The 24,259-nt window shown below is 69.7% G+C and carries 24 protein-coding genes; 7 read left to right on the top strand and 17 right to left on the bottom strand.

All coding sequences use genetic code 11. The features are described 5' to 3' along the window. Nucleotides 1-9: 9 nt before the first annotated feature. The 6 genes from PIQ37_RS04180 to PIQ37_RS04155 all read right to left on the bottom strand — a co-directional run bounded on the left by PIQ37_RS04180 (nucleotide 10) and on the right by PIQ37_RS04155 (nucleotide 5,164). Nucleotides 10-867: a fumarylacetoacetate hydrolase family protein gene (locus PIQ37_RS04180; protein WP_342072484.1), complete on the bottom strand. Its 858-nt coding sequence runs from the start codon at nucleotides 865-867 to the stop codon at nucleotides 10-12. A gap of 33 nt (nucleotides 868-900) precedes the next feature. After that, the gene (locus PIQ37_RS04175) at nucleotides 901-1,647 is read right to left on the bottom strand and encodes an SDR family oxidoreductase (protein ID WP_342072483.1); all 747 of its coding nucleotides are present in this window, start codon (nucleotides 1,645-1,647) and stop codon (nucleotides 901-903) included. A gap of 31 nt (nucleotides 1,648-1,678) precedes the next feature. After that, on the bottom strand, nucleotides 1,679-2,560 hold the full coding sequence (locus PIQ37_RS04170; RefSeq protein ID WP_342072482.1) for an amidohydrolase family protein: 882 nt from the start codon (nucleotides 2,558-2,560) through the stop codon (nucleotides 1,679-1,681). Further along, the gene (locus tag PIQ37_RS04165; protein ID WP_342072481.1) at nucleotides 2,557-3,591 is read right to left on the bottom strand and encodes an aldo/keto reductase; all 1,035 of its coding nucleotides are present in this window, start codon (nucleotides 3,589-3,591) and stop codon (nucleotides 2,557-2,559) included. Before PIQ37_RS04165 ends, PIQ37_RS04170 begins: the two co-directional genes overlap by 4 nt. 410 nt (nucleotides 3,592-4,001) lie before the next feature. Next, complete coding sequence (locus PIQ37_RS04160; RefSeq protein WP_342072480.1) at nucleotides 4,002-4,460, bottom strand: hypothetical protein; 459 nt, start codon at nucleotides 4,458-4,460, stop codon at nucleotides 4,002-4,004. Continuing rightward, a complete protein-coding gene (locus PIQ37_RS04155; protein WP_342072479.1) occupies nucleotides 4,457-5,164 on the bottom strand; it encodes an HAD-IA family hydrolase in 708 nt (235 codons plus the stop codon). Before PIQ37_RS04155 ends, PIQ37_RS04160 begins: the two co-directional genes overlap by 4 nt. A 166-nt stretch (nucleotides 5,165-5,330) precedes the next feature. On the opposite strand from PIQ37_RS04155, the gene PIQ37_RS04150 reads away from it, so the two are divergent. Next, the gene (locus PIQ37_RS04150) at nucleotides 5,331-5,549 is read left to right on the top strand and encodes a hypothetical protein (protein ID WP_026143701.1); all 219 of its coding nucleotides are present in this window, start codon (nucleotides 5,331-5,333) and stop codon (nucleotides 5,547-5,549) included. A gap of 285 nt (nucleotides 5,550-5,834) precedes the next feature. On the opposite strand, the gene glpK is transcribed toward PIQ37_RS04150, so the two are convergent. The 4 genes from glpK to PIQ37_RS04130 all read right to left on the bottom strand — a co-directional run bounded on the left by glpK (nucleotide 5,835) and on the right by PIQ37_RS04130 (nucleotide 11,230). Next, the gene (glpK, locus tag PIQ37_RS04145) at nucleotides 5,835-7,334 is read right to left on the bottom strand and encodes a glycerol kinase GlpK (RefSeq protein ID WP_342072478.1); all 1,500 of its coding nucleotides are present in this window, start codon (nucleotides 7,332-7,334) and stop codon (nucleotides 5,835-5,837) included. Between the two features lie 104 nt (nucleotides 7,335-7,438). Continuing rightward, nucleotides 7,439-8,260 (bottom strand): MIP/aquaporin family protein, encoded by an 822-nt coding sequence (locus PIQ37_RS04140; protein ID WP_342072477.1) that lies wholly within the window; start codon nucleotides 8,258-8,260, stop codon nucleotides 7,439-7,441. Between the two features lie 160 nt (nucleotides 8,261-8,420). Further along, nucleotides 8,421-9,935 (bottom strand): glycerol-3-phosphate dehydrogenase, encoded by a 1,515-nt coding sequence (gene glpD / locus PIQ37_RS04135; protein WP_342072476.1) that lies wholly within the window; start codon nucleotides 9,933-9,935, stop codon nucleotides 8,421-8,423. A 452-nt stretch (nucleotides 9,936-10,387) separates the two neighbouring features. Continuing rightward, entirely contained in the window at nucleotides 10,388-11,230 is an 843-nt protein-coding gene (locus PIQ37_RS04130) for a DeoR/GlpR family DNA-binding transcription regulator (protein ID WP_407136876.1), read from the bottom strand. Nucleotides 11,231-11,389: 159 nt separating this feature from the next. Between PIQ37_RS04130 and PIQ37_RS04125 the strand changes: the two genes are divergently transcribed. Together PIQ37_RS04125 and PIQ37_RS04120 are read left to right on the top strand one after the other, a co-directional pair. Further along, complete coding sequence (locus PIQ37_RS04125) at nucleotides 11,390-11,863, top strand: YehS family protein (RefSeq protein ID WP_152238671.1); 474 nt, start codon at nucleotides 11,390-11,392, stop codon at nucleotides 11,861-11,863. 156 nt (nucleotides 11,864-12,019) lie between these two features. Further along, complete coding sequence (locus tag PIQ37_RS04120) at nucleotides 12,020-12,838, top strand: HDOD domain-containing protein (protein WP_017907477.1); 819 nt, start codon at nucleotides 12,020-12,022, stop codon at nucleotides 12,836-12,838. A 71-nt stretch (nucleotides 12,839-12,909) separates the two neighbouring features. Here the strand turns inward: PIQ37_RS04120 and PIQ37_RS04115 are convergent, their stop codons facing one another. Beyond that, on the bottom strand, nucleotides 12,910-14,073 hold the full coding sequence (locus PIQ37_RS04115; protein WP_342072474.1) for an exodeoxyribonuclease III: 1,164 nt from the start codon (nucleotides 14,071-14,073) through the stop codon (nucleotides 12,910-12,912). A gap of 74 nt (nucleotides 14,074-14,147) precedes the next feature. Between PIQ37_RS04115 and PIQ37_RS04110 the strand changes: the two genes are divergently transcribed. From PIQ37_RS04110 to PIQ37_RS04100, 3 genes are all read left to right on the top strand, one after another. Continuing rightward, nucleotides 14,148-14,354 carry a hypothetical protein gene (locus PIQ37_RS04110; protein WP_342072473.1) on the top strand — a complete coding sequence of 69 codons (207 nt, stop codon included), beginning with the start codon at nucleotides 14,148-14,150 and terminating at the stop codon, nucleotides 14,352-14,354. Between the two features lie 164 nt (nucleotides 14,355-14,518). After that, nucleotides 14,519-14,998: a hypothetical protein gene (locus PIQ37_RS04105; protein WP_342072472.1), complete on the top strand. Its 480-nt coding sequence runs from the start codon at nucleotides 14,519-14,521 to the stop codon at nucleotides 14,996-14,998. A gap of 747 nt (nucleotides 14,999-15,745) precedes the next feature. After that, nucleotides 15,746-16,531: a lysophospholipid acyltransferase family protein gene (locus PIQ37_RS04100; protein WP_342072471.1), complete on the top strand. Its 786-nt coding sequence runs from the start codon at nucleotides 15,746-15,748 to the stop codon at nucleotides 16,529-16,531. A 51-nt stretch (nucleotides 16,532-16,582) separates the two neighbouring features. On the opposite strand, the gene PIQ37_RS04095 is transcribed toward PIQ37_RS04100, so the two are convergent. The 3 genes from PIQ37_RS04095 to PIQ37_RS04085 form a co-directional block, all read right to left on the bottom strand. After that, nucleotides 16,583-17,419: a DUF6348 family protein gene (locus tag PIQ37_RS04095; protein ID WP_342072470.1), complete on the bottom strand. Its 837-nt coding sequence runs from the start codon at nucleotides 17,417-17,419 to the stop codon at nucleotides 16,583-16,585. 237 nt (nucleotides 17,420-17,656) lie between these two features. Beyond that, a complete protein-coding gene (locus PIQ37_RS04090; RefSeq protein ID WP_267086733.1) occupies nucleotides 17,657-18,391 on the bottom strand; it encodes a hypothetical protein in 735 nt (244 codons plus the stop codon). A gap of 372 nt (nucleotides 18,392-18,763) precedes the next feature. Then, nucleotides 18,764-19,684: a LysR family transcriptional regulator gene (locus tag PIQ37_RS04085; protein WP_342072469.1), complete on the bottom strand. Its 921-nt coding sequence runs from the start codon at nucleotides 19,682-19,684 to the stop codon at nucleotides 18,764-18,766. Between the two features lie 155 nt (nucleotides 19,685-19,839). On the opposite strand from PIQ37_RS04085, the gene PIQ37_RS04080 reads away from it, so the two are divergent. Next, nucleotides 19,840-20,544, top strand: coding sequence for an SDR family NAD(P)-dependent oxidoreductase (locus tag PIQ37_RS04080; RefSeq protein ID WP_342072468.1), 705 nt, complete (start codon nucleotides 19,840-19,842; stop codon nucleotides 20,542-20,544). An 83-nt stretch (nucleotides 20,545-20,627) separates the two neighbouring features. On the opposite strand, the gene PIQ37_RS04075 is transcribed toward PIQ37_RS04080, so the two are convergent. The 3 genes from PIQ37_RS04075 to PIQ37_RS04065 form a co-directional block, all read right to left on the bottom strand. Beyond that, nucleotides 20,628-21,866, bottom strand: a complete 1,239-nt coding sequence (locus tag PIQ37_RS04075; protein ID WP_342072467.1) for a sensor domain-containing phosphodiesterase — start codon at nucleotides 21,864-21,866, stop codon at nucleotides 20,628-20,630. Nucleotides 21,867-22,236: 370 nt separating this feature from the next. Next, nucleotides 22,237-22,899, bottom strand: a complete 663-nt coding sequence (locus PIQ37_RS04070; protein WP_342072466.1) for a CPBP family intramembrane glutamic endopeptidase — start codon at nucleotides 22,897-22,899, stop codon at nucleotides 22,237-22,239. 261 nt (nucleotides 22,900-23,160) lie between these two features. Then, nucleotides 23,161-24,237, bottom strand: coding sequence for a hypothetical protein (locus PIQ37_RS04065; RefSeq protein WP_342072465.1), 1,077 nt, complete (start codon nucleotides 24,235-24,237; stop codon nucleotides 23,161-23,163). Nucleotides 24,238-24,259 lie beyond the last annotated feature (22 nt).

The raw sequence follows: 24,259 nt of genomic DNA, 5'->3' as shown, positions 1-24,259 counted from the left end.
GCGCGTCGTTTACTGCGCGTCGCGCGGATGCGCCACGACGGCCTGGCGTTGCTCGCCCAGGCCTTCGATGCCCAGCCGCATCACGTCACCCGGCTTCAGGTACACCTGCGGCTTCTGGCCCAGGCCCACGCCCGGCGGCGTGCCGGTGCTGATCACATCGCCCGGCAGCAACGTCATGTAGCGGCTGATGTGGCTGACCAGCTCGGCCACGCCGAACACCATCGTGCGGGTGCTGCCGTTCTGGTAGCGGTGGCCGTTGACCTCCAGCCACATCGACAAGTTCTGAGGGTCCGCCACCTCGTCGGCGGTGACCAGCCACGGGCCGATCGGGCCGAAGCCGTCGCAGCTCTTGCCCTTCACCCACTGCCCGCCGTGCTCGAGCTGGAACGCGCGCTCGGACAGGTCGTTGATCACCGCATAGCCGGCGACGTGCGCCAGTGCGTCCTCCACCGACACGTCGCGCGCGGTATCGCCGATCACCACGCCCAGCTCCACTTCCCAGTCGGTCTTGAGCGAACCGCGCGGGATCGTCACGGTGTCGTTGGGGCCGCTGATCGCGCTGGTCGCCTTCATGAACAGCACCGGCATCTCCGGCACCGCCATGCCCGACTCGGCGGCGTGGTCGGCATAGTTCAAGCCGACGCAGATGAACTTGCCGACGCGGCCCACGGCGGCGCCGTAGCGCACTTCACCATCCACCTGCGGCAGCGTGGTCGGATCGAGCGCGCGCAGCCTGGCCAGGCCGGCGGCGGTGAGATGCTCGCCGGCGACGTCGTCGATCACCGCCGAGAGGTCGCGCAGGTGGCCGTCGGCATCGAGCAGGGCCGGGCGTTCGTGGCCGGGTTCGCCGTAACGCAGCAGTTTCATGGGGAAATCCTCTGTCGTAGTGGGAAGGCGCGGTCAGTTCGACCAGCCGCCGTCGATGATGTGGGTCTGGCCGGTGGTGAACGAGGATTCGTCCGAGGCCAGGTACACCACCAGCTGCGCGATCTCGCGCGGGTCGCCCAGGCGGCCCATCGGCTGGCGGTCGGTGAAGCTCTTCCACACCGCCTGCTCGTCGCCGCCCAGCGCCTTGACCCGCTCGCCCAGCGACGGCGTCTTGATCGTGCCCGGGCAGATCGCGTTGCAGCGAATGCCCTTGGCCACGTAGTCGGCGGCGATGGCCTTGCTCAGGCCGATCACCGCCGCCTTGGTCACGCCATAGGCGAAGCGATTGGGCACGCCCTTGATGCTGGACGCCACCGAGGACATGTTGACGATGCTGCCGCGGCCCTGCGCGAGCATGCCCGGCAGCACCGCCTGGCACAGGTAGTACATGGCATCGACGTTGATCGCGAACGAACGCTTCCACGCCGGCGTGTCGCAGTCGAGGATGCTGCCCTGGTGCACGTAGCCGGCGCAATTGAACAGCACGTCGAAGGTCGGCTGCGCCGCCACCAGCGCCTGGATCGCGGCGGCATCGGTGACGTCCAGGGTCTGCGTGACGATGCCATCGGCCTCGGCGGCCAGCGCCTGCAGCGCGGCGGCGTCGATGTCGGTGGCCAGCACCTGCGCGCCTTCGCGCGCGCAGGCCAGTGCGCTCTCGCGGCCGATGCCGGCGCCGGCGGCGGTGATCAGGCAGCGCTTGCCTTGCAGACGGCCGCTCATGCGCGGCTCCCGGAAACGAACGCGAACGTGGTCATGCGGCGGGACTCCAGGTGGGGGAGGAAGCAATCGGATCGGACAGGCGATAGACGCGCCGCGCCGTGCCGGCGAACACCGCCTCGGCGTCATCGCCGGCGTGCTGCGCGACCCAGGCCCGCGCCAGCGCCATCCAGGCGGCGTAGTCGGCGCGCTGGGTCAGCACCGGCCAGTCGCTGCCCCACAGCAGCCGCTGCGGGCCGAAACAGGCGAACAGATGCGCCACGTAGGGGGCAAGCGCGGGATTGTCGATGGTGGCGTCGGCCGGCAGTTCGGTGAGCAGACCGGACAGCTTGCACACCACGTTGGGGTGCTGCGCCAGTTGCGCTACGCCGTCGGCCCATGTCTGGAAATCGGCGCCGCTGATGGCCGGCTTGGCGGCGTGATCCAGCACCACGCGTAGCTGCGGATGGCGCTGCAGTCGCGCCAGCAGCGCCGGCAGGTGCAGCGGACGCACCAGCGCGTCGAAGGCCAGATCGTGCTGCAGCAGCGCGTCGAACGCCGCATCCAGCTGCGGCCGCGCCAGCCACTGCGGATCGGCCAGGTCCTGCACCATCGGCCGCAGTGCCTTGAGCAGGCCGGCGCCGTCGGCGCACAGCGCGGCGATGCGCGCGGCGACGTCGGCGGCCTCGAACTCCACCCAGCCGACCACGCCGACGATGCGCGGCTCGGCCTGCGCCAGTTGCAGCAGGTAGCGCGTTTCCGCCTCGCTCTGCGCCGCCTGCACCGCCACCAGCGCGGTCACGCCCTGCGCCTCCAGCGTCGCGGCCAGGTCCTCGGGCAGGTAATCGCGGTACAGCACGCCCAGCTCCGGCGTCAGCCAGGCATAGTCGCCACGCGCCAGGCGCCAGAAATGCACATGGGCGTCGATGATGTTCACGGCGTCGGCACCGGCGCGCGCAGCAGGCCGTCGTCGCGCAGTTGTTGCCACAGCGCAGCGGGAATCGGCGCGCGCAGGCGCGTGGCGGCGCTGGCCACTTCGGCCGGCGTGCGCATGCCGGCGACCACCGCACTCACCGCTGGATGGGCCAGCGGGAACTGCAGCGCCGCAGCGCCCACGTCCACGCCGTGCGCGGCGCAGGCCGCGAACAGGCGCTGCGCGTGCTGCAGCGTGGCCGGATCCACCGGTGCGTAGTTGTAGGTGTCGCCCGGCCCGCGCGCATCGCTCAGCAGGCCCGAGCTGTACGGCCCAGCGACCAGGATGCCGATCTGCCGCTGCAGCGCCTGCGCCATGATCCGCTGCGCGGCGTGCTGTTCGAGCAAGGTGTAGCGGCCGGCCAGCATCACGCAATCGAGCGGGAACAGCGGCATCAGTTCCACCGCCACGTCTTCCTCGTTGACGCCGATGCCGATCGCCCGGCATGCGCCCTGCGCCTTCAGCGCGGCCATCGTCGGCAGCGCCTCGTCCAGCGCCTGCCGCAGCATCGCCGGGTGGCGCTCGCCGTGGGTCAGGCGGCCGATGTCGTGCAGCAGCAGCACGTCGATGTGATCGGTGCCGAGCCGTTGCAGGCTGCTGTCGAACGCACGCAGCACGCCGTCGCGGCTGTAGTCGAATTCGGCGCGGCGTCCGGCCACGGCAAAGCCCTCGCGTCCTGGCGCGGCCGCGGCATCGTCGTAGACGCAGCGCCCGACCTTGGTCGAGAGCGTGTAGCTGGCGCGCGGCAGCCCGCGCAGGCCCTGCCCCAGGCGTTGCTCGCTCAGCCCATAGCCGTAGTACGGCGCGGTGTCGAAATGGCGGATGCCGGCGGCATAGGCGTCGGCCACCGCGACCAGCGCCACCGCGTCGTCCACCTCGGCATACAGATTGCCGATCGGCGCGGCACCGAAGCCCAGCGTGGACAGCTGCACGCCGCTGCGACCCAGCGCGCGCGGCGCCAGGGTGGCGTCGGCGGCGACAGCGCTCAGCGCCATGCGCACACGCTCGGAACGACGGCCACAGCGGATCGCCCACGGACGCGCGAGGGACGGGAGTTGCTGGGGTTACGCATGGCACGCCTCTGCCCGGGATCGGGCGCGGTGGGTTATGGCCGCAGCATGCACGCCCGGGATGGCAACGGGCACCGCGACTGTTCGCATATGAATATAGCAATCACAAGTGAACAATCAACCTGCAGTGCAGCAATTCCGCTCGGCGTCCGGCCGCGCCAGCCGGCGCATGGCGTGGCCGAATCCGAAGGCTCCCGGTGCGCCCCCTGGATGCCGCAGCGTCGGTCGCGGCACATGCCACTGGGCACGGCGGGGAACAATGGACGGCGCGACGACGCGATGAGCAGTTCCCTTTGCGCCGCGCGCGCCTGTCTGCCTCGCCCGGGTCGGTGGACTCAGCGCGCGGCCGGTCGCGTGCCGAAGGCCAGCCGGGTCGCCTTGCGGTCGAACTGCAGCGCCACACGCATGCGCCCCTCGGTCATCGGCCGCACGATCCACTGCACCTGCGCGCGGCCTAAGCCGGAGGTCACCACCGGAATGGCCAGGAACCAGCTCGGTCCCGGCCCGACGCAGTACCAGAACGCATCGGCGGTCCGCAGCGCGGCACCCGGCGCGATCGAATACACATGACCATAGCTGCCCTCGATGGTCTGCCTGGATCGCTTGACCACGGTCAGGTCGCTGCCACGCAACGGCCCGTGCTCGCCCGGAAACGCCTGCTCACGGAACGAAGCCTCCAGCAGGTCCGTCACCTGGTTGCGCCCCATGCGATACAGCGCTCCCATCGACAGGGCGGCGCTGCCCAAGAAGACGACCGCGATCACGCCCGCGACCACATACTGCAACCACGTCATGCGTCGCCGCCCACGGCCGCGCAGGCGCCGCGCGCGCCTGCCTGCGCCAGACGCGACTGCGCGCAGGCACCGGCGCCAAGCACGAGCGCCAGCAACGCCTCCGGCCGCTGCAGCAAAGGCAGCGGCGTGTGCGGCTGCAAGGCGGCCGGCAAGGTGTAGCCCCAGGCGACACCGGCGAAGGCGATGTCGGCCTGGCGCGCGGCCTCGGCATCGCGGATCTCGTCGCCCACGCACAGCGCCCGCGCGGCGGGAACGCCGCAGGCGCGCAGGCTGGCGGGCAGCTTGCGGCGCTTGCCCAGCACCGCCGCGCCGCAGCGCACGTCGCGGAACTGCGCCAGCAGCGCCGGGCCGAGCACGCGCTCGACGTTGGCGTGGCTGTTGGAGGTGACCAGGGCCAGCCGCACCCCGGCCTGCGCCAGCTGCGCGAGCAGCTCGGCGACGCCGTCGAACAGGGCGATGCGCTCGATCTGCGCGCTCATCAGCGTGCGCATGCGTTGCGCTACCGCCGGCACCCGCCACCAGCGCAGGCCGCTGCGCGCCATCAGCTCGCGCGCGCTCAGGCTGCGGATTTCGTCCAGCCGCTCCACGTCGAAGCGGCGGAAGCCGAACGCGTCGGCGACGCCATTGATCGTGGCCAGGAACCAGGGGAACGAATCGGCCAGGGTGCCGTCGAAATCGAAGATGACCAGATCGTAGCGGTGCATGCGGCGCCAGCATGCCGGAGCGTCGGAGTCCGCGCCAGCGGCGGGCGTGCCAACCGCGATGGCAAGGCGCACGGATCGGCCCGCCTTTCATCCGTCCTTGGCATGCGCTTCACCCGCACGCGCTGCCATGGCGCGCACCCTGGAACGCCATCGCACGGAGAGGCTCATGCACATGCAATCCCCCAATCCTGGCCAGGACCCGCAGCAGCCACCGAACGAGGTGCCGGGCCAGGTGCCGAATCCGGGCGTTGACCCGACCCCGGACCGCCCGATCGATCCGATCCCCGATCAACCGACCGATCCGACCATTCCGCCGATCCAGGACCCGGTCGGCGACGTCGACTCCCCGGTGCCAGGTCCGCGTGGGCCGACGCAGTACGTTTGAACCATCGCCGAGCGAGTTGCGGTGCGGGAAGCGCTCGCGGGAATGGCGATGCTCGCGATTGAAGCACGGCGACCGGGCTTTCGCTGGCACGCCCGTCGCGGCTGAAGCCGCTCCTACGAGACTCAAGTCGCGGCTGCCAGCTTCGCGGCAGCACGAACGATGAAGCGGTCTTGCTGCCGACAGACGCAAGGCATCCCACCGTCGTAGGAGCGGCTTCAGCCGCGACCAGGCCTTCCCAGGAGCGCCCGGTCGCGATTGAAACCGCTCCTACGTGTCTTGCTCGCCTCAGCGAATCCGGAACCCCATCGTCGCCTCCACCGCCTGCTGCCAGCCGGCGTACAGCGCTTCGCGGCGCTCGGCCGGCATGTCCGGCTCGAAACGGCGGTCCACCGCCCATTGCTGGGCGATCTCGCCGCGATTCTTCCAGAAGCCGGTCGCCAGGCCGGCCAGGTAGGCCGCACCCAGCGCAGTGGTCTCGGCCACCTCCGGACGCAGCACCGGCACGTCGAGGATGTCGCTCTGGAACTGCGCCATGAAGTCGTTGGCGATGGCGCCGCCGTCGGCGCGCAGTTCCTTCAGCTCGATGCCTGAATCGACCTGCATCGCGGTCAGCACGTCGCGCGTCTGGTAGGCCATCGACTCGATCGCGGCGCGGATGAAGTGCTCCTTGGTGGTGCCGCGGGTCAGGCCAAACACCGCGCCGCGGATGTCGCTGCGCCAGTACGGCGCACCCAGGCCGACGAAGGCCGGCACGAAGTACACGCCGTCATTGTCGCCGGCACGCTCGGCGTAGGCCTGCGAATCGCTGGCCTTGCCGAGCATGCGCAGGCCGTCGCGCAGCCACTGCACCACCGAACCGGCGACGAAGATCGCGCCTTCCAGCGCGTACTCCACCTTGCCGTCCACGCCCCAGGCGATGGTGGTGAGCAGCCCGTTCTTCGAGGCCACCGCCTTCTCGCCGGTGTTCATCAGCATGAAACAGCCGGTGCCGTAAGTATTCTTGGCCATGCCCGGTTCGAAGCAGGCCTGGCCGAACAGCGCCGCCTGCTGGTCGCCGGCGATGCCGGCGATCGGCACCGCATGGCCGTAGAAATACTGGCCCTGGGTGTTGCCGTAGATCTCACTGGACGAACGCACCTCCGGCAGCATCGAGGCCGGGATGTCCAGCAACTGCAGCAGTTCCTCGTCCCAGCGCAGTTCATGGATGTTGTACAGCAGCGTGCGCGAGGCATTGGTGTAGTCGGTGACGTGGACCTTGCCGCCGGTTAGGTTCCAGATCAGCCAGCTGTCGATGGTGCCGAAGGCCAGTTCGCCGCGCTGCGCGCGTTCGCGCGCGCCCTCGACGTGGTCGAGGATCCACTTGACCTTGGTGCCGGAGAAGTAGGCATCGATCAGCAGGCCGGTCTTGGCCCGCACCAGGTCCTCGTGGCCGTCGGCCTTGAGCTGGTCGCAGATGTCCTTGGTCTGCCGCGACTGCCAGACGATGGCGTTGTAGATCGGCTGGCCGGTGGCGCGATCCCACACCACCGCGGTCTCGCGCTGGTTGGTGATGCCGATGCCGGCGATCGCACTGGCGTCCACCTGGTGGTTGTTGAGCAGCTCGGTGATCGTGGTGTAGACGCTGGTCATGATCTCGCGCGGGTTGTGCTCGACCCAGCCCGGCTGCGGAAAGATCTGCGAGAACTCGCGCTGGGCCATGCCGACGATGCGGCCCTGGCGGTCGAACAGGATCGCGCGCGAACTGGTGGTGCCCTGGTCGATGGCCAGGATGAACTGCTTTTCCATCGGAGACTCCTGCGGGGATGCACGCCGCGCGCACGGGCGCGGCGCCAACGGGGAATTAGGGAGGCGCGCACGCCGCGCGCGGAAACGAAGGCGCTGCCAGCGCGCTAGCCGCGGCGCGCGGCGGCCTGTTCTTCTTCCAGCGCCTTCACCCGTGCCGGCAGGAACGGATAGATCAGCAGCTGGTAGGCGGCGCCACCGATCACGCCGCCGATCAGCGGGCCAACAATCGGGATCCACCAGTAGTTGTCGGCCGACGGCAGCGCCGAGGAGCCCCAGCCGGCGACGTAGGCGAACAGGCGCGGGCCGAAGTCGCGGGCCGGATTGATCGCCCAGGCTTCCAGGTAGCCCATCGACGCGCCGATGGTGGCCACCAGCAGGCCGATGATCAGCGCACCGGAATTGGCGGTGGGCGCGGCCTCGTTGTAGCGCTCGGTGATGGCGAAGATGCCGAAGATCAGGAACGCGGTCAGGATCACCTGGTCGCGCAGCGCGTGCATCGGCGTGATCGCCAGGCCGGGCGCGGTGAAGAACACCCCGGCCGCGCCGCCGCCGGCGCGGGTGAGATGCTGGGCCTGGTTGTAGTGGTCGATCACCGGCGCGAACAGCAGGTAGACGATCCAGGCGCCCAGGAACGCACCGATCACCTGCGCCACCCAGTACGGCAGCACCTTGGGCCAGGGAAAGCCGCGGTACAGCGCCAGTGCCAGGGTCACCGCCGGATTGGCGTGGGTGCCGGACACCGAGCCGGTGACGTAGATGGCGATGGTCACCGCCAGGCCCCAGGCGATGCACACGCCCCAGTAGGCGTGCTGGTACGGGCTGGGGTCGTAGAGCACGTACATGCACGCCACCGAGCAGCCGAAGGCGATGATGATCAGCATCGCGATCGCCTCGGAAATCAGTTCGCCTATCAGTTGCCGGCTCATGCCCATGCCTCCCGGCCTGCCGTCGTTGCCGCTGTCGATCCACCCATGCCTGCCACCCTCCACGGTTGCGTCCAGGTTCGTGCGCCACGGCGGGGGCCGGGCGCAGCGCGATTGTGCACGTGCCGCCGCGGCCCGAACCGGGCCTGCGGCAGCGTTTTGGTCACGCCGGTGCCGCGGCCAGCGTGGCCGGCGCCTGTTGCAGATAGGCGACCAGGCGCTGGCGGCCGGCGTTGTCCACGCGCAAGCCGAGCTTGCTGCGCCGCCACAGCAGGTCTTCGGCCTCCACCACCCACTCGTGCTGGCGCAGGTAGTCGACCTCGGCCTGGTACAGGTCGGCGCCGAAGTGCTGGCCAAGGTCCTGCAGCGAGGCGGCGTCGCCCAGCAGCGTTTCCGCGCGAGTGCCGTAGTTGCGCGCCAGCCGCTGCGCAGTGGCCTCGGCCAGCCACGGCCGCGCCGCGCGCAGCTCGCGCGCCAGCGTGGCGATGTCGTTGCGCTCGCCGCCGGGCAGCGGCGCGCCGTGCGCGGTCCAGGCCGGCGCCTTGCGCCCGGCATGCGCGGTCAGCCGGTCCACCGCCTCCTCGGCCAGCTTGCGGTAGGTGGTGAGCTTGCCGCCGAACACGTTGAGCAGGGCCGCGCCGTCGCGCGCATCCAGTTCCAGCAGATAGTCGCGGGTGACCTCGGCGGCGTTGTCCTCCTCGTCGTCGAGCAGCGGGCGCACGCCGCTGTAGCTCCACACCACGTCGTCCGGGGCGATCTGCTTGCGGAAGTAGCGATTGGTCGCCTCGCACAGGTAGCGCGTCTCCTCGCCGTCGATGCGCGGTGCGGCCGGGTCGGCGCGGTAGTCGACGTCGGTGGTGCCGATCAGGGTGTAGTCCTGCTCGTACGGAATGGCGAAGACGATGCGCCGGTCCGGCTGCTGGAAGATGTAGGCATGGTCGTGCTCGAACAGCCGCGGCACCACGATGTGGCTGCCCTTGACCAGGCGCAGCGCGTGGTCGTGGCCGACGTGCGCCACCTCGTCCAGGAACTGCACCGCCCACGGCCCGGCGGCATTGACCAGCGACCGCGCGCGCAGCTCCTCGCGGTGGCCGTCGGCGTGCTGCAGCTGCACCTGCCACAGGCCATCGACCCGACGCGCGCCGATGCAGCGGGTGCGGGTGAGGATGCGCGCGCCGCGCTGCTCGGCGTCCATCGCATTGAGCACCACCAGCCGCGCGTCCTGCACCCAGGCATCGGAATAGACGAAGCCGGTGCGGAACTCCTCGCGCAGCGGCACGCCCACCGGATGCGTGCGCAGCGCCAGGCGTCGCGAGCCCGGCAGGGTGCGGCGGCCGCGGCCCAGGTGGTCGTACAGGAACAGGCCGGTGCGGATCATCCACGCCGGGCGCAGGTGCGGCTGGTGCGGCAGCAGGAAGCGCAGCGGCCAGATGATGTGGGGGGCCAGCCGCAGCAGCACCTCGCGCTCGGCCAGGGCCTTGCCGACCAGGGCGAACTCGTACTGCTCCAGGTAGCGCAGGCCGCCGTGGATCAGCTTGGTGCTGGCGCTGGAGGTATGCGCGGCCAGGTCGTCGCGCTCGCACAGGCACACCGACAGGCCACGGCCCACCGCGTCGCGGGCGATGCCCACGCCGTTGATGCCGCCACCGACCACCAGCACATCGTAGGTCTCACGCATAGCCGACTCCGGAAGTGTCGTGTCCGGCTCGGCAACAGCGGCCAAGCGCAGGACTGAGGACGAAAAGATCGTAAACGAACATTTCCGAACATATCACGCTGCACTGCAGCGTGGCGTCGACAGCGCCCCGGAAGACGGATCGAACGCCCTACCTTACTTAGGCTGTAGACAGCCAAACGTGCATATGGCGGCGCCGCGACGTGTCGAGCACACCACATCACGCAACATTAACGAAATAATTCGAACATGATCCCCCGTCCGCCGCTGGCGTTAGCGCCAGGGCCGGCGGGCTGACTCAAGGACACCTCCAACAACGCGTATTGCCGGAGCGCGGCGGGATGTCTTGGCTCGATTGATTGCAGGGGCGGCTTCAGCCGCGACGGGCATTCCCGGTAAGGCCTCGCGGCTGAAGCCGCTCCTACCAATGGCCTTCGTCGTTGCTACAGGTGCCCTCAATCCGCAGCCGCGTCCAGCACCGGCGCGCGCCAGTCTGCCGCATCGCCCTCGGCGACGAACACCCGGGTGCCGGCCGCGTCGAGCACGGCGGCCAGTTCGTCCGGCGGCGCACGGTCGGTGAACCAGGCGTGCACCCGCCCGATCGGCCCCAGCCGCACCATCGCGTTGCGGCCGAGCTTGCTGTGGTCGGCGGCCAGGAACACCTGCCGCGAGTGCTCGATGATCGCCTGCGCCACCCGCACCTCGTGGAAGTCGAAATCCAGCAGGGTGCCGTCCGGATCGATGCCGGAAATGCCGATCACGCCGAAATCCACCTTGAACTGGCGGATCAGCTCGATGGTGGCCTCGCCGGTGACGCCCTGGTCGCGGCCGCGCACGCGCCCGCCGGCCACCATCACCTCGAAGCTGGGATTGGCGCTCATCATCACCGCGACGTTGAGGTTGTTGGTGATCACGCGCAGGCCGCTGTGGCCCATCAGCGCGCGCGCCACGTCCTCGTTGGTGGTGCCGATGTTGATGAACAGCGAGGCGTCGTCGGGAATGTGCTGCGCCAGCAGCGTGGCGATGCGCCGCTTCTCCTGCGCCTGCAGCGACTTGCGCGCCGTGTAGGCCAGGTTCTCCACGCTGGACGGCAGGCTCACCCCGCCGTGGTAGCGGCGCAGCACGCCGGCCTCGCACAGCAGGGTCAGGTCGCGGCGGATGGTCTGCGGCGTCACCTCGAAGCGCGCCGCCAGCCCTTCCACCTCGGCATAGCCCTGCTGGCGCACCAGCGCCACCAGTTGCTCCTGGCGGGGATTCAGCGCGGACACCGCGCTCGGCTTGGGAATCGAATGGTCCATGCATGGATGATGGCGCATGCGCCCGCGGATGCAACCGCGCCGCATACACACCCTCGGTGAACCGCAACCCTGGCCTGGGCCTGCGCGGTCTACGCACTGATGCGGACCAGCGCCTAGACTAGCGCCCCTCGCCGGGCCTCCCGCACTCCCACACCTGCCATGCTCAACAACGACATCCTGCGCTCCATCCGCTACATGCTCGACCTGAGCGACCAGAAGATCGTCGATCTGGCGCACCTCGCCGATCCGGCGTTCCCGATCGACAAGGCGCAGATCCCGGCGTGGCTGAAGAAGGAGGACGAAGACGGCTTCGTCGAATGCAGCGACGCGGTGCTGGCGCATGTGCTGGACGGGCTGGTGTTCCACTACCGCGGCCGCGACGAGAGCCTGCCGCCGCGCCCGGTGGAAGCGCGCATCACCAACAACGTGGTGCTGAAGAAGCTGCGCGTGGCGTTCCAGCTCAAGGACGTGGACATGCACCAGATCTTCGACGCCGCCGGTTTCCCGGTGTCCAAGCCGGAACTGTCGGCGCTGTTCCGGCAGCCGGAGCACAAGAATTTCCGCCTGTGCGGCGACCAGTTGCTGCGCAACTTCCTCAAGGGCCTGACCCTGCGCGTGCGCACCGCCGGCTGAGCCGCGCGCACCGCTGCACCAGGGCGCGGCCGTCGCCGCGACGCCGGCCATCCACACGCCGGCCATCGCGAATCGGTAGGATGCGCGCATTCCGCCACCGTGGCGGCGCGGCCGGATGCCGGCCCTGCCCGCCTCCCGTTCCGTTCCGAGGGTCCCATGAAGCTAGAGGCGCTGTTCGACCAGTTGCACACCCTGCCGACCATTCCCCAGGTGGCGCAGGACCTGATCCTGCAGTTCGATGCGCCGGGCACCAGCCTGGACGCGGTGGCGCGCAACATCGAGCGGGACCCGGTGATCGCGGCCAAGGTGCTGCGGCTGGCCAATTCGGCGCGCTTCCGTGGCGCGCGCGATTCCACCACGGTGGAAGACGCGGCGCTGCGCCTGGGCTTCAACACCTTGCGCACCCTGGTGCTGGCCTCCTCGGTGACCGGCGCGTTCCATGCGCCGGCGCATTTCGACCTGCGCGCGTTCTGGCTGCACAGCTTCGAAGTGGCCGGCGTGTGCCGGCTGCTGGCGCGGCAGAAGGGCCTGGACGCGGAGACCGCCTTCACCTGCGGCATGATGCACAACATCGGCGAACTGCTGATCCAGACCGGCGCGCCCGACTACGCCGCGCAACTGCACCCGGACGCCTCGTCCAGCGGCCGCGCCGCCGACGAGACCGTGCAACTGGGCTTCGGCTACCCGGAAGTGGGCGCCGAGCTGGCGCGGCGCTGGCACCTGCCGCAGGTGATCCAGACCGCCATCGCCTTCCAGGCGCGGCCGCTGCAGGCCCCGGAAGGCGAGCCGATGCCGAAGGTCGTCGCCCAGGCGGCGCTGGTCGCCGACGCGCTGGAACGCCACGGCGGCGCCAACGACCAGGCGCGGCAGGCGGTGACCGGCCCGCTGCTGGACGACGTGGACCTGGACGCGCTGTTCGCCGCGCTGCCGGACGTGATCGAGGCCGATCGCGCGTTTACCGAGATGTTGAAGTAAGGGAAGACGCCGGGACGCGGCGGTAGCGCGGGGTCGGTACCTTCCCCGCTTCGCCGTACCCTCATCCGGCGCTACGCGCCACCTTCTCCCGGAGGGAGAAGGGATGGTTTGCGGCGTTTGCCGCCGCGCGCGGGCGTCGGCGGCACCGTGGCGGCAGCACGTGGCGTGCTTGCTTTCGGCGTCTTCGCTTTTGTCGTCTTTGCGCTTGTCGTCTTTGCGCTTGTCGTCTTTGCGCTTGTCGTCTTTGCTGCCGGCGTTGGCTTAGTCGATTTCGCTGCGGTCCTGGCCGTCGTCTTGCCGTTGCTCCGCGCTGCCGCCTTCGCTGCTGGCGACGTCGCGCCAGACGCGGATGGACGTGCAGACTTCTTCGCAGCGCCGCGCGTGGTCTGGCTTCCAGCGCCCTCGACGCCGCGCCTCGGCTTGGCCAATGATTTGGCTGCACCGCGGCCCGGCGACGCGGTCACCGCGACCCAGGTCGGCGCATGGTCGCTGGCATGCGGCAGGTCGCGCACCCAGCGGTCCACGCCGGCGTCGCGCAGGCGCGCGGCCAGCGGGGGATTCAGCAGCAGGTGGTCGATACGCAGCCCGGCATCGCGCTGCCAGTGCTGGCGGAAATAATCCCAGAACGTGTACACGTGGCGCTCGCCGTGCACTTCGCGCAGGCTGTCGGTCCAACCCTGCGCCAGCAGCTCGGCATAGGCCTGGCGGCTCTCCGGTTGCAGCAGCGCATCGCGCCGCCACGAGGCCGGGTTGTAGATGTCCGCATCGGTGGGCACCACGTTGAAGTCGCCGATCAGAGCCACCGGATGCGGCAGCGCCACCAGCTGCTGCGCATGCCGCTGCAGCCGCGCGAACCAGTCCAGCTTGTAGTCGAACTTCGGACCCGGGCACGGATTGCCGTTGGGCAGGTACAGACAACCGACCAGCACGCCGTGCGCCATCGCCTCGATGTAGCGGCTCTGGGTGTCGCGCGGATCGCCGGGCAGGCCGCGCCGGCTCTCGACCGGATCGCAGCCCCTGGCCAGCAGCGCCACGCCGTTCCAGCTCGACTGCCCCATCCACACCGCGCCGTAGCCGGCGGCATGCAGCTCGGCGAGCGGAAAGCCCACATCCACGCGCTTGAGCTCCTGCAGCCCGACGATGTCCGGCGCCTCGCGCTGCAACCATTGCAGCAGCTGCGGCAAGCGGCTGCGGATGCCGTTGACGTTGTAGGTGGCGATCTTGAGCGACTTCATCCGGCGCGCCTGCAGAACCTGCCATCACCTTCGCCCCGCTACCCTCGTCGCATCGTGAAAACGGGAGCCGCCGCATGACCCCGCTCGACAAACCCCTTCGCCGCGAACTGGACATCGACGGCGTGCACTACACCCTGACCGTGGACCCGGATGGCCTGAAGCTCACCGAGAAGGGCCGGCGCAAGGGCCTGGAATTGCGCTGGAGCGCACTGGTCAGCGGCGACGCGGCATTGGCCACCGCGCTGCAGGCCTCATTGGCCGATCGTCCCGGCAAACGCTGAGCGCGAGCGCGGCCGGCGACATGCCCGGGCCACGCGGGCACGCATGGCCACCGATGGTGCTATCGTCGCGCCATCGGCAACCAGCAGGGAGCGGGCGGATGCACAAATGCGGCGATGATGCGTTCGAAAACGGGCAGACGCGCCCCCGGCACGCGCGATGGGGCATGGGCACGCTGCTGCTCGCCCTGCTGCCGCTGGCGGCTTACGCCGCGCCGGACGTGCCGGACAGCCTGCGCGTGTCCAGTACCGACACCTACGCCGCGGGCACGCCCGAATGGCGGCAGGTGCGCGATTGGCTGGCGCAGCATCGGCCATCGGACGCCGGCCCGGCACGGGCCCAGAACCTGGAGCGACTCGGCCCGCTGATGCTGACCTACGCACGTGCGCTGCACGGCGTGCCGACCCAGGCGCCGGTAGCGCTGCCGCTGCCCGACCAGGGCGCGCCCGGCGACAGCATCGCCATCGCCAGCTGCATCGACGGCCTGCGCCAATCGTGGATCTACGGCGTTGAGGAAGCGTCCATGCATGACTGGACGCTGACGTCGTTCGCCATCTCACAGCGTGCGGACTGCACACAGGCGACAGCGCGCGCTGAGCCGGCGACCTCAGCAGACTCTGCAGGCGCGCCATCGGCGCACCGCTAGTCACTTGCCATGGCTCGGTGAGCGAGGTTGACTTGTGGGAGCGGCTTCAGCCGCGACAGGCTTTCCCCCTAACGCCTCATCGCGGCTGAAGCCGCTCCTACGGCGCACCTCCCCGGGAGTGATGGGGTTCCCTTCAGCGGCGACGACCTCAGCACCGCTGGGCATCGACCAAGCAACCGCGCCTCCTACCCGACACACGCAGCGCAAATCACCGTAGGAGCGGCTTCAGCCGCGATGAGCGAAGCAGACCAGCCATCCGTTCCTGGAACCAGTCGGGACTAAAGTCCCTCCCACACTGCCCCCAGCCAGCACATCGCAAGCTCCCGTAGGAGCGGCTTCAGCCGCGACGAGCAAGGCAAACCAGCAATCCGTTCCTGCAAGCAGTCGGAACTGAAGTCCCTCCACACTGCCCCCAGCCAGCACACCGCAAGCTCCCGTAGGAGCGGCTTCAGCCGCGACGAGCGAAGCAGACCGGCCATCCGTTCCTGGAAGCAGTCGGGACTGAAGTCCCTCCACACTGCCCCCAGCCAGCACACCGCAAGCTCCCGTAGGAGCGGCTTCAGCCGCGACGAACGAAGCAAACAGCGCGCGCCGGACTGCCACCAGGACACCCCTGGATGCTGAAGTACACACGCCTCGGCTACCATCGCCGCGGGCGCGCCGCCACGCGTGCCGACCGTGCCCTCACCTGCGATCCCGATGCCTTCCGCTTCGCCCCGACATGCTGCAGACACCCCGATCGGCCGCGTGCGCGCCATCGTCCGGCTCGCCGTCTGCATCGCGGCCAGCCTGCTGCTGATCCCGCCGCAGTGGCTGCTGATGCGCTTTACCCGCGGCCGCGCCGCGTTCGTGCTGCCGCGGCTGTGGTTCGGCTGCCTGCGGCGCGCGTTGGGCATTCGCGTCGAGGTGGTGGGCGCGCCGCGCGACGCAGGCGGCACGCTGTTCGTCGGCAACCACATCTCCCACTTCGACATCGTGGTGCTGGGCAGCCTGCTGCGCGCGCGTTTCATCGCCAAGAACGACATGGAACGCTGGCCGGGCATGCGCCACATCGGCGCGCTGGCGCAGACCGTGTTCATCAGCCGGCGCCGCCAGGATGCTGCGGCAGTGGCGGCCGCGGTCGCCGCGCAACTGCGCCCGGATCACGACGTGGTGCTGTTCGCCGAGGGCACCACCTCCTCCGGCGAGCGGGTGGCGCCGTTCAAGTCCAGCCTGTTCTCGCTGTTCCTCAGTGCCGACCCGGGCGCGCGACAGTGGACGCTGCAGCCGTTCACGCTGGAGCTGCGCAGCGTCGACGGGCACCCCATCGCGCAAGGCGGCGATCGCGATGCCTACGCCTTCTACGGCGAGATGCAGGCCGGTGCGCACGTCGCGCATTTCCTGCGCCTGTCCGGTGCGGTGGTCAGGGTGACCTTCCACGCACCGCTCGCGGTGGCGCCGGGCAGCGACCGCAAGGCGCTGGCCGCGCAGTTGCACGGCATCGTGGCGTCGGCACTGCCCAGCGCGCCGGCGGATGCCGCTGCGGTCGCCTAAGCCGCCACTACCCAACACTGGGCGCGCGCTCGGGCAGCGCGCGATGACGCGTCAGTGCGAGGTGTCCGGCGCCACCGGCTCCGGCAGGCGCACCACCGCGTACTGCTTGCGGAATTCCATGGCGCCCAGCGCCGGCCAGGTCTCGGCGTAGCGACGCAGGCAGGCCACGCCGTCGGGAAAGTCCTCGCCGTTGACCCGGCAGTCGGCCGCGACCTCGCCGTCGGCGTCGCGCGAGGCGAACAGGCGGATCCCGAGCATGCGCTGATCCCGCTGCAGCAACGGCATCAAGGCGTCCAGGCTGTTGGTGAACAGGCAGCACGGGCAGAACGCATGTTCCGTGTCCTCGCCCGCCGCGGCCCGCGCGGCGTCGCCATTCATATGCGCCACCGGCCCCAGCACCACCGTGCGCCGCACCGCGGCCTCGGCCGTGGCCGAGGCCGGGAACTCCATCTGCAGCGTCATGCAGCGCGCATCGGCCGGTGCCGCCACCGCCTCCGACAGCGCCACCAGATCGGTGCGCGCCCAGGTCGTGAAGCCCGAGGCCAGGCTCGCGTCGGTGTCCTCGCCGATGGAATGCTGGAACTCGACGATCCCGTCCGGGAACAGGCTGCGGTGATGCACGCGAATGCAGCTGGCCGTGCGCACGCCGCTGCGCAGCTCGGCCAGATCCACCAATTCGGTGAGCAGTTGCAGGCCGTTGCCGAGCACGACCACCTCGTCGTGCAGGGTCGCCGCATGCCCCTCGCGCTGCAGCACCTGCAGCAACAGCTGCTGCAGTGCATGGCGCGGTTGCGCGTCGGGCGCGGGCTCCGACCCTGCAGCCTTGTGGGCGGTATCGGCCCCGCGTGGCGAGGTGCGGGACAACAGGCGTCGCAGTCGATCGATCATCCTTGCTCCAGGGCGCCAATGCGCAATCGGTCGCCGGAAGTATGCGCAGTCGCCCGCGGCCACGGCAACCGGCGACGCCCCGGCGACCAGTGGGCCATGGGACGGCGCCAGGTGCCTCGGTGTCTCTCGCGCCGCACGCCAACTGCAGGCACGTCCACAGCCAGCGCGCCGCATCTCGCAGCGGCGGACAGCGCCCGGTGCAGCGGCCATCCGCGCGCCGCACCCACACAGCGTCTGTCAGCGCCTGGCCGCCTCGCACAGCTTGCGGTTGAACCAGGTGGACTTGGCGATCGGCAGGTAAGCGTCCCAGTCGCTGGGCGGCAGCATGGTGCTCTGCTTTTCCAGTTCCGCCTGGAACGAGGCCTCGTCGCGGCTGCGGCCGGCCAGGGTGCCGTCCAGCGTCGCCAGACACTCCTGCGGCCGGCCCAGGCGCAGCAACGTGATGGCGCGGTCGTTGGCGAAGCGGTCGCGATCGAGCCAGTTGAGGAAGCCGCCACACTCGCCTGCGAACGCCTGCATGCCGGCCAGCGCCTTGTCATAGCGCTTGCCGCGGTAGTCCTGCAGATAGGCCTCGCGCCGCCGGCTGCTGGCCGCGGCGGTGCAGCCGGCCGGCAACTGCAGGTAGTCGCCCTCGAAGCTGGCGCGCATGCCGCAATAATCGCGGCAGCTTTCCTCGGTCAGCGCGGCCACGTTGAACCCGCCCGGCACCGGCTTGAACGCCAGCTTGCACGGCACGTCGCCTGCATCGTTCACCTCCGCCTTGTCGCCCTGCAGCGTGCCCGACAGCGAGCAGGTGTGGCCGTTGGCGCCGACCGACAACAGGTCGAACTGGCGCGCGCCGCCCTTCTCGGTGACCCGCATGCTGCCCCAGCCTTCCTTGGTGCTGTATTCGCCAGGTGCGGGGCCGGCCGCTGCCGCAGCGAACGCCACCAGCCCCACCAGCATCGCGCTCCATCCGTATCGCCGTGCCATCGCCTGTTCCTGCCTTCGATCACAGCCGGCAAGTGTGCGGCATCGCCGCGGCGGCGGACCAGTACCGATGTCGCATCCCGCAGCGACCGCCTGTGCGCTCGGCCGAATCGCATCGTGCATGGAGGCGACGGCAGGCGTGCCTGGTACACGGCCCTGGCCACGACGCGGCGGTGTACGCCGATGCGCACGTCCTGGCGCAACGACGCCAGGGCATGCGTGACGCCGCAGGACGCGATGGCGCGGATTGAGGCATGCAGGCAGTGGGCGACCTGCGCGATCATCGCGGCAGCGTGCGCGTGCATGCCGCTGCAAGGACCGTTGCAGGTGCCCGTCCTTGCCCGCGCCTGTTGCGACCACCGCCGCCCATCCAGTTCAGCGTAGCGGCATCCGGCTGCGGAACTCGGCCAGCACCAACCCACGGAGCCAGCGATGCGCTGCGTCGTGCTCCAGGCGCGGATGCCACAGCATCGACACCGTGATCGGCTCGGTGACCACGGGGAGCGCAAATGTGTGCGCGGGCTCGCGCAGCATGTCGGGCTGCGCCGCCATGAACGAGGCCGGCACCAACGCGATCAAGTCCGAGCCGCGCGCCACCGCCAGCGCCGCGGAAAAACTCGGCACCACGGTCGCGACATGACGCACCAGGCCCAGCTGCTGCAGCGCCGCGTCCACCGGCCCGTGCGCCCGTCCGCGCCGCGAGGCCACGACGTGGCCGAACGCGACATAGCGCTGCGCGCTCACCTCCCTGTCGCGCGCCAGCGGATGGCCGCTACGCACCGCGCCCACGAAGCGATCGCGAAACAGGCCCTGCACGCGCACCTCCGGCCCCATCGTGCCCAGCACCCCGATTTCCAGATCGGCCAGGCCCTCGCGCAGCGGCCCTGCGCTCTTCTGCGCCTTGGCGACGAACTGCAGGCGGACCTGCGGCGCCGACGCCGCCACCGCGGCGACCAGCATCGCCGCGAACGCCTCCACGAAGGCGTCGTTGGCGCGCACGGTGAAGGTGCGCTGCAACGTCGCCGGATCCAGATCGGCCGGTGCCGGGCGCAGCACGGCACGGGCGGCCTCCACCGCGTCGCGGGCGCGCTCGCGCAGCTGCAGAGCATGCGGTGTCGCCACCATCGTGCCGCCCGCCCGCACCAGCAGCGCATCGCCGGTCGCTTCGCGCAGCCGGGTCAATGTCCGGCTCATTGCCGACGCGCTCAGCCCCAGCCGCCGCGCGGCGCCGGCGACGCTGGCTTCCGCCAGCAAGGCGTCGAGGGCGATCAACAGATTCAGATCCGGTTCCGGCATACGCGCTTCCCGACAGTGGCGAACGGACACAGGCGTCCCATGCAAGGCCTCAATGCATCCGGCGCGCGTTCCGCCGGGCGGCATGCGCGCCTAGAGTGCGCAGACCGCTGGTGGGCCTCGCGTGCCGAGGCCGCGCCGGCCTCGAGGAGACCACCATGACCCACACCCCTGCACACACCACCGTCCTGCTGATCGGCGCCTCGCGCGGCCTGGGCCTGGCGATGGCCGAAGGCTACCTGAGACGCGGCTGGCGCGTCATCGCCACCGAGCGCGCCGGCACGCCCAGTGCGCTGCACCGCCTCGCCGCCGAACATCCGCAAATGCTGCGCATCGAATGCGTCGACATCACCGTCCCGGCGCAGCTTGCCGCGCTGCGTGCGCGCCTGGAGGGCGAGGTCCTGGACCTGCTGTTCGTCAACGCCGGCGTCAAGAACGACGACCGCGAGACCGTCGCCGATGTCGCCACCGACGAGTTCGTCCGGGTCATGGTCACCAACGCGCTGAGCCCGATGCGCGCCATCGAAACCTTGCGCGACCTGGTGCGCGACACCGGCAGCATCGGCGTGATGTCGTCCGGGCAAGGCAGTATCGCCAACAACAGCAATGGCCAGTACGAGATCTACCGCAGCAGCAAGGCCGCGCTGAACATGCTGATGCGTAGCTACGCCGCACGCCACCGCGACAGCGCGCACACCTTGCTGCTGATGGCGCCCGGCTGGGTGCGCACCGACATGGGCGGGCCGCAGGCACGCCTGTCCATCGACGACAGCATCCCGCCCCTGCTCGACACCATCGACGCCGCCCATGGCCGCGGCGGCCTGCACTACCTGGATTACCTGGGCCGCGTGGTGCCGTGGTAGAGGACGCCGCGTGCATGGGCCGCAGGCCTGCATCGGCCAGGCTGCCCATCGATCGCGCCACGCCCGCAAGGACGCGCCGCGGCTCAGCCGGCGTCGGACAGCGCCAGGGCCAGCGCCGCATCCTCCGACAGCGGCCGTGACAGGAAATACCCCTGCACCAGGTCGACCTGCAGCTCGCGCAGCGCATCCAGTTCCTGCGCCGTCTCCACACCTTCGGCCACCACCCGCGTGCCGATCTCGTGGGCGAAGTTGGTCAGCCCCTTGGCCAGCGCGCGGCGGCTGCGGTCGGAATGGATGCACTGGGTGATGCTCATGTCGAGCTTGATGACGTCCGGCTGCAATTGCAGGATGTGGCGCATGCTGGCGTAGCCGGCGCCGGCATCGTCCACCGCCACCTGCGCGCCGCGCTCGCGCAGCGGCGCCAGCGCCTGCGCCAGCGCCTGGTAGTTGCGCACGATGGCGTGCTCGGTGATCTCCAGGGTCAGGCGCGTCACCTCGGTGTCGTCGCCGAGCAGGCCCGCCAGGGACGCGGACATCATCAGCTCCGGCGACATGTTCACGCTCAGCCGGTACTGCGGCGGGAAGCGCCGCAGATACGCCAGCGCCTTGGCCAGCACGTGCAATTCCAGACGAATGCCGACGCCGGCCAGCTCGGCCTGCTGGAACCACTGCGCAGGCCCACGCTGCGGCGCGACGTCGAAACGCGACAGGCACTCGAACCCATGCAGGCGCAGCCCCTGCAGCGCGAACACCGGCTGGAACACGATGCGCGGCGCGCCCGCCGCCAGCGCGCCGTCGATCTCGTCGATCATCGCCTGCCGTTCCAGCTTGTGCGCCTCCACCTCGTGCAGGCGCAGCGCGAAGATCTCGGCGAACGCACGCAGCATGCCGATGTCGCGCTCGCCCAGGTCGTGCCTGGGCAGGAAGCTGAAACAGCACAGCGTGCCGTAGATCCGGCCGTTCACCTGGATCGGCACGCTCATGTGCGAGCCGATCGGAATCTGCCACGTCGCCGGGATGCACTGCGCCGCCGGCACCAGGGAGGTATCCGGAATGAGTTGCGGCAACTCGCCCTGCACCACGCGCATGCAGTAGCCATCGGCGAACGGCAGGATCTGGCCTTCGTGGATCGGCCCGTCGGGCGGCCCGTCCACGTGATCCAGCACGCGGTCGGTTTCGCGGAAGCGCGACAGGAACGCCACGTCCATGCCCAGGTGCAGGCGCACCACGCGCAGGCAGCGGCGCAGTTCGCGGTCGCTGATCTCGCCCGACAGCAGCTCGAACAACGGATGAGGTTCTGGCAGATCCTCGGTCGACGCCATCCCGCTTCTCCCCTGAAAGCGTTGCGACCCGCGCGGCGCGCGCCGTGACCGGCGCGATCGAGCAGCGGGGAACCCCGGACCTTCCCCCGTTTGTCCCAGCGGGCGACACGTCCTTGTCGTTCGACTGTAAGCCGTGGCGTACAGCGGCGAAAGCGCCGACTTGTTCAGGAATGTAGCTGTCTACGCCAGCGACCGCGCCAGTGAGGCCGCAGCCGCGAATTCAGCCAACGGGCGGCCGAACACCAGTGCCGGAGTGGTCAGGCATGGTGGCCGACGGCATGTCGTCGATGGAATGGGCGGCCGGGCTCGCGCATGCCGACGCTGCGACCAACCGGTGCACGCCCGCCTGCCGTCGCGCGCGCCCTGCGCATCAGACGTAGACCATCAATCCCAGCAAATCCAGCGCGGCATGCGCCACGATCGCCGGCCACAGCCGCCCGGTGCGCGCCACCCACCAACCCAGGATCAGCCCGACCACCACGATGCCGATGGCGCCGACCGGCCCCTGGTACAGGTGGTACGACGCACGGATCGCCACGCTCACGTTCACCGCGAACGCCGGACTGTGCCGCCGCTCCAGCGCGCGGATCACGTAGGCGCAGACGAACACCTCCTCGAAGATCGGATTGAGCAGCGAGACCAGCACCACCACGCCCGCCGACAGCGGCCCGGCCACCATCGCGTCCATCGACGGGTTCACCTCGGCCGCCACGCTGTCGTTCAACAGATTCAACGGATAGGTCGCCACCAGACAGGCGGCCAACAGCGCCAGGCCAACGCCGATGTCGCTCGCCTGCCACTGCAGCCCCAGCGCCTGCGGCGTCCAGCCGCGGAACCACAGCGTCGGCAGCAACAACGCCAGCACCAGCAGCTCGTAGAACACCATGCCCCACAGGTTCGCGTCGGAGAACGACGGCTCCACCACCGGCGCCAGCACCGCCAGCGCACTCCAATAGATCGGCAACCCGAACGCCACCGCCACCACCAGCAGCAACTCGCCCCATCCGCCTGACGGCTCCCCACGTCCCCGCATCCACACTCCCCTGTCGTTCGCTGCGCGCCGGAACGGCGTCGCCGCCGCTTCCCACCAGGGCGCACCGTAGCAGGGTGGCATGACCGGGAACATCGGTGGCGGCGTCACGCGGCGGCGTGCAGTTCAACCGGCGCGGCGTGATGCACGCGGCGCTGCGCCTAGACCAATCCAGTCAAGCTAGTACAGCGCGTCACGGGTGCGCTGCGGCAATTCCCGGTCGGCACTTCAACCGGTGCATCGCTTGCGGCACCTGACGTCTGATCAGAACTGTCCACGCTCGACGTCCCGATGCCAGCGCTCGGGCTTCGGCGACCAATCCCCGTCACCCAGCACGGCCTGGACAAGGTGTTCGAGCGGATAGCCCAGGTGCTGCGCAGCGGCCACGCCACCGTCGTCCATGCTTGCTTCAGCGACGAATGCACGAAACGCGGGTTCGTCCCCGGCGGCGAGCGCCGTGATCTTCTTGGCCAGATCGTAGGAAAGCGCGTTGCCATCGTCGGTCGCCAGGAACGACTTTCCGGACCAGAACGTCTGGATGCTGTCCGCATTCCAGTACGCTGCATGGCGGGCCGGGATCTCGTGCTGGAAGTACTTCTGCGCGCTCGGCATGGCCAGCTGCGGGAACATCGTGTGCTCGGTGTTGACCGCCAGGCCTTCGTTCAACCACGCCGGGATCGGCAAGTGCTGCAGCAAGCAATGCGTCAGCTCGTGTGCGATCACAGGCTCCATCGCGTCCATGATCGCCAGCGGCACCACGAAGTGCCCATAGCCGGCCCTGATGAACATCCCCGAGGACATCGCATACTCTCCGCCCTCAGGGTAGTAATTGGAGACATAGGCGTAGTAGTCGTCGTCATCGGCGAACACGATCACCACATGCTTGCCCATGCCCTGCTCGACCGCCAGCGCGCCCAGATTGCGACGGATCCTGGCCAGCATGCGCTGGCAGGTCTGCAACACCACCGTTGCCGGCCGCGCCTCTAGGTTCGACAACAGCAGGAAGTCGGCGGATTCGGTCACCGCATAGTGATCGCCCAACTGCTTGTTCAAGACCTCCAGCCATTGTCGCGCGGCAGAGGTCCAGTAGACATGCAACGCGTCCGCCCCCGCTTCCGCTGGCTCAGCCTCTGCAATGGCCTCCCACTTGGGGATGGGCATGCTGGTATCGCTATCCCAGTGCATGCCTACGCTCACGCGCGCCATCGGCACCGCTGGAAGGGCTTCTAGCGCGCTTTCCCGTCTGTTGGCCCGTCGCACCAGCACAACCGTGAGCACAAAACCCGCGAACACGAATAGAAGGATGGCTGCTGAGATCCATCTCTCCTGGTCTTGAATCATCTTTCCGCCCCCTGCGGTCCTT

The organism is Xanthomonas protegens (assembly GCF_038442435.1).
Classification (GTDB): Bacteria; Pseudomonadota; Gammaproteobacteria; order Xanthomonadales; family Xanthomonadaceae; genus Xanthomonas_A; species Xanthomonas_A sontii.
The sequence above is the reverse complement of the archived record's forward strand: the minus strand, read 5'-3'. Positions and strand labels throughout refer to the sequence as shown.

Excerpts from the sequence above, each read along its gene's own strand:
- PIQ37_RS04180 (WP_342072484.1), bottom strand. The coding sequence starts at position 867 with ATGAAACTGCTGCGTTACGGCGAACCCGGCCACGAACGCCCGGCCCTG.
- PIQ37_RS04175 (WP_342072483.1), bottom strand. The coding sequence starts at position 1,647 with ATGAGCGGCCGTCTGCAAGGCAAGCGCTGCCTGATCACCGCCGCCGGC.
- PIQ37_RS04165 (WP_342072481.1), bottom strand. The coding sequence starts at position 3,591 with ATGGCGCTGAGCGCTGTCGCCGCCGACGCCACCCTGGCGCCGCGCGCG.
- PIQ37_RS04160 (WP_342072480.1), bottom strand. The coding sequence starts at position 4,460 with ATGACGTGGTTGCAGTATGTGGTCGCGGGCGTGATCGCGGTCGTCTTC.
- PIQ37_RS04155 (WP_342072479.1), bottom strand. The coding sequence starts at position 5,164 with ATGCACCGCTACGATCTGGTCATCTTCGATTTCGACGGCACCCTGGCC.
- PIQ37_RS04150 (WP_026143701.1), top strand. The coding sequence starts at position 5,331 with ATGCACATGCAATCCCCCAATCCTGGCCAGGACCCGCAGCAGCCACCG.
- glpK (WP_342072478.1), bottom strand. The coding sequence starts at position 7,334 with ATGGAAAAGCAGTTCATCCTGGCCATCGACCAGGGCACCACCAGTTCG.
- PIQ37_RS04140 (WP_342072477.1), bottom strand. The coding sequence starts at position 8,260 with ATGAGCCGGCAACTGATAGGCGAACTGATTTCCGAGGCGATCGCGATG.
- glpD (WP_342072476.1), bottom strand. The coding sequence starts at position 9,935 with ATGCGTGAGACCTACGATGTGCTGGTGGTCGGTGGCGGCATCAACGGC.
- PIQ37_RS04130 (WP_407136876.1), bottom strand. The coding sequence starts at position 11,230 with ATGGACCATTCGATTCCCAAGCCGAGCGCGGTGTCCGCGCTGAATCCC.
- PIQ37_RS04125 (WP_152238671.1), top strand. The coding sequence starts at position 11,390 with ATGCTCAACAACGACATCCTGCGCTCCATCCGCTACATGCTCGACCTG.
- PIQ37_RS04120 (WP_017907477.1), top strand. The coding sequence starts at position 12,020 with ATGAAGCTAGAGGCGCTGTTCGACCAGTTGCACACCCTGCCGACCATT.
- PIQ37_RS04115 (WP_342072474.1), bottom strand. The coding sequence starts at position 14,073 with ATGAAGTCGCTCAAGATCGCCACCTACAACGTCAACGGCATCCGCAGC.
- PIQ37_RS04110 (WP_342072473.1), top strand. The coding sequence starts at position 14,148 with ATGACCCCGCTCGACAAACCCCTTCGCCGCGAACTGGACATCGACGGC.
- PIQ37_RS04105 (WP_342072472.1), top strand. The coding sequence starts at position 14,519 with ATGGGCACGCTGCTGCTCGCCCTGCTGCCGCTGGCGGCTTACGCCGCG.
- PIQ37_RS04095 (WP_342072470.1), bottom strand. The coding sequence starts at position 17,419 with ATGATCGATCGACTGCGACGCCTGTTGTCCCGCACCTCGCCACGCGGG.
- PIQ37_RS04090 (WP_267086733.1), bottom strand. The coding sequence starts at position 18,391 with ATGGCACGGCGATACGGATGGAGCGCGATGCTGGTGGGGCTGGTGGCG.
- PIQ37_RS04085 (WP_342072469.1), bottom strand. The coding sequence starts at position 19,684 with ATGCCGGAACCGGATCTGAATCTGTTGATCGCCCTCGACGCCTTGCTG.
- PIQ37_RS04080 (WP_342072468.1), top strand. The coding sequence starts at position 19,840 with ATGACCCACACCCCTGCACACACCACCGTCCTGCTGATCGGCGCCTCG.
- PIQ37_RS04075 (WP_342072467.1), bottom strand. The coding sequence starts at position 21,866 with ATGGCGTCGACCGAGGATCTGCCAGAACCTCATCCGTTGTTCGAGCTG.
- PIQ37_RS04070 (WP_342072466.1), bottom strand. The coding sequence starts at position 22,899 with ATGCGGGGACGTGGGGAGCCGTCAGGCGGATGGGGCGAGTTGCTGCTG.
- PIQ37_RS04065 (WP_342072465.1), bottom strand. The coding sequence starts at position 24,237 with ATGATTCAAGACCAGGAGAGATGGATCTCAGCAGCCATCCTTCTATTC.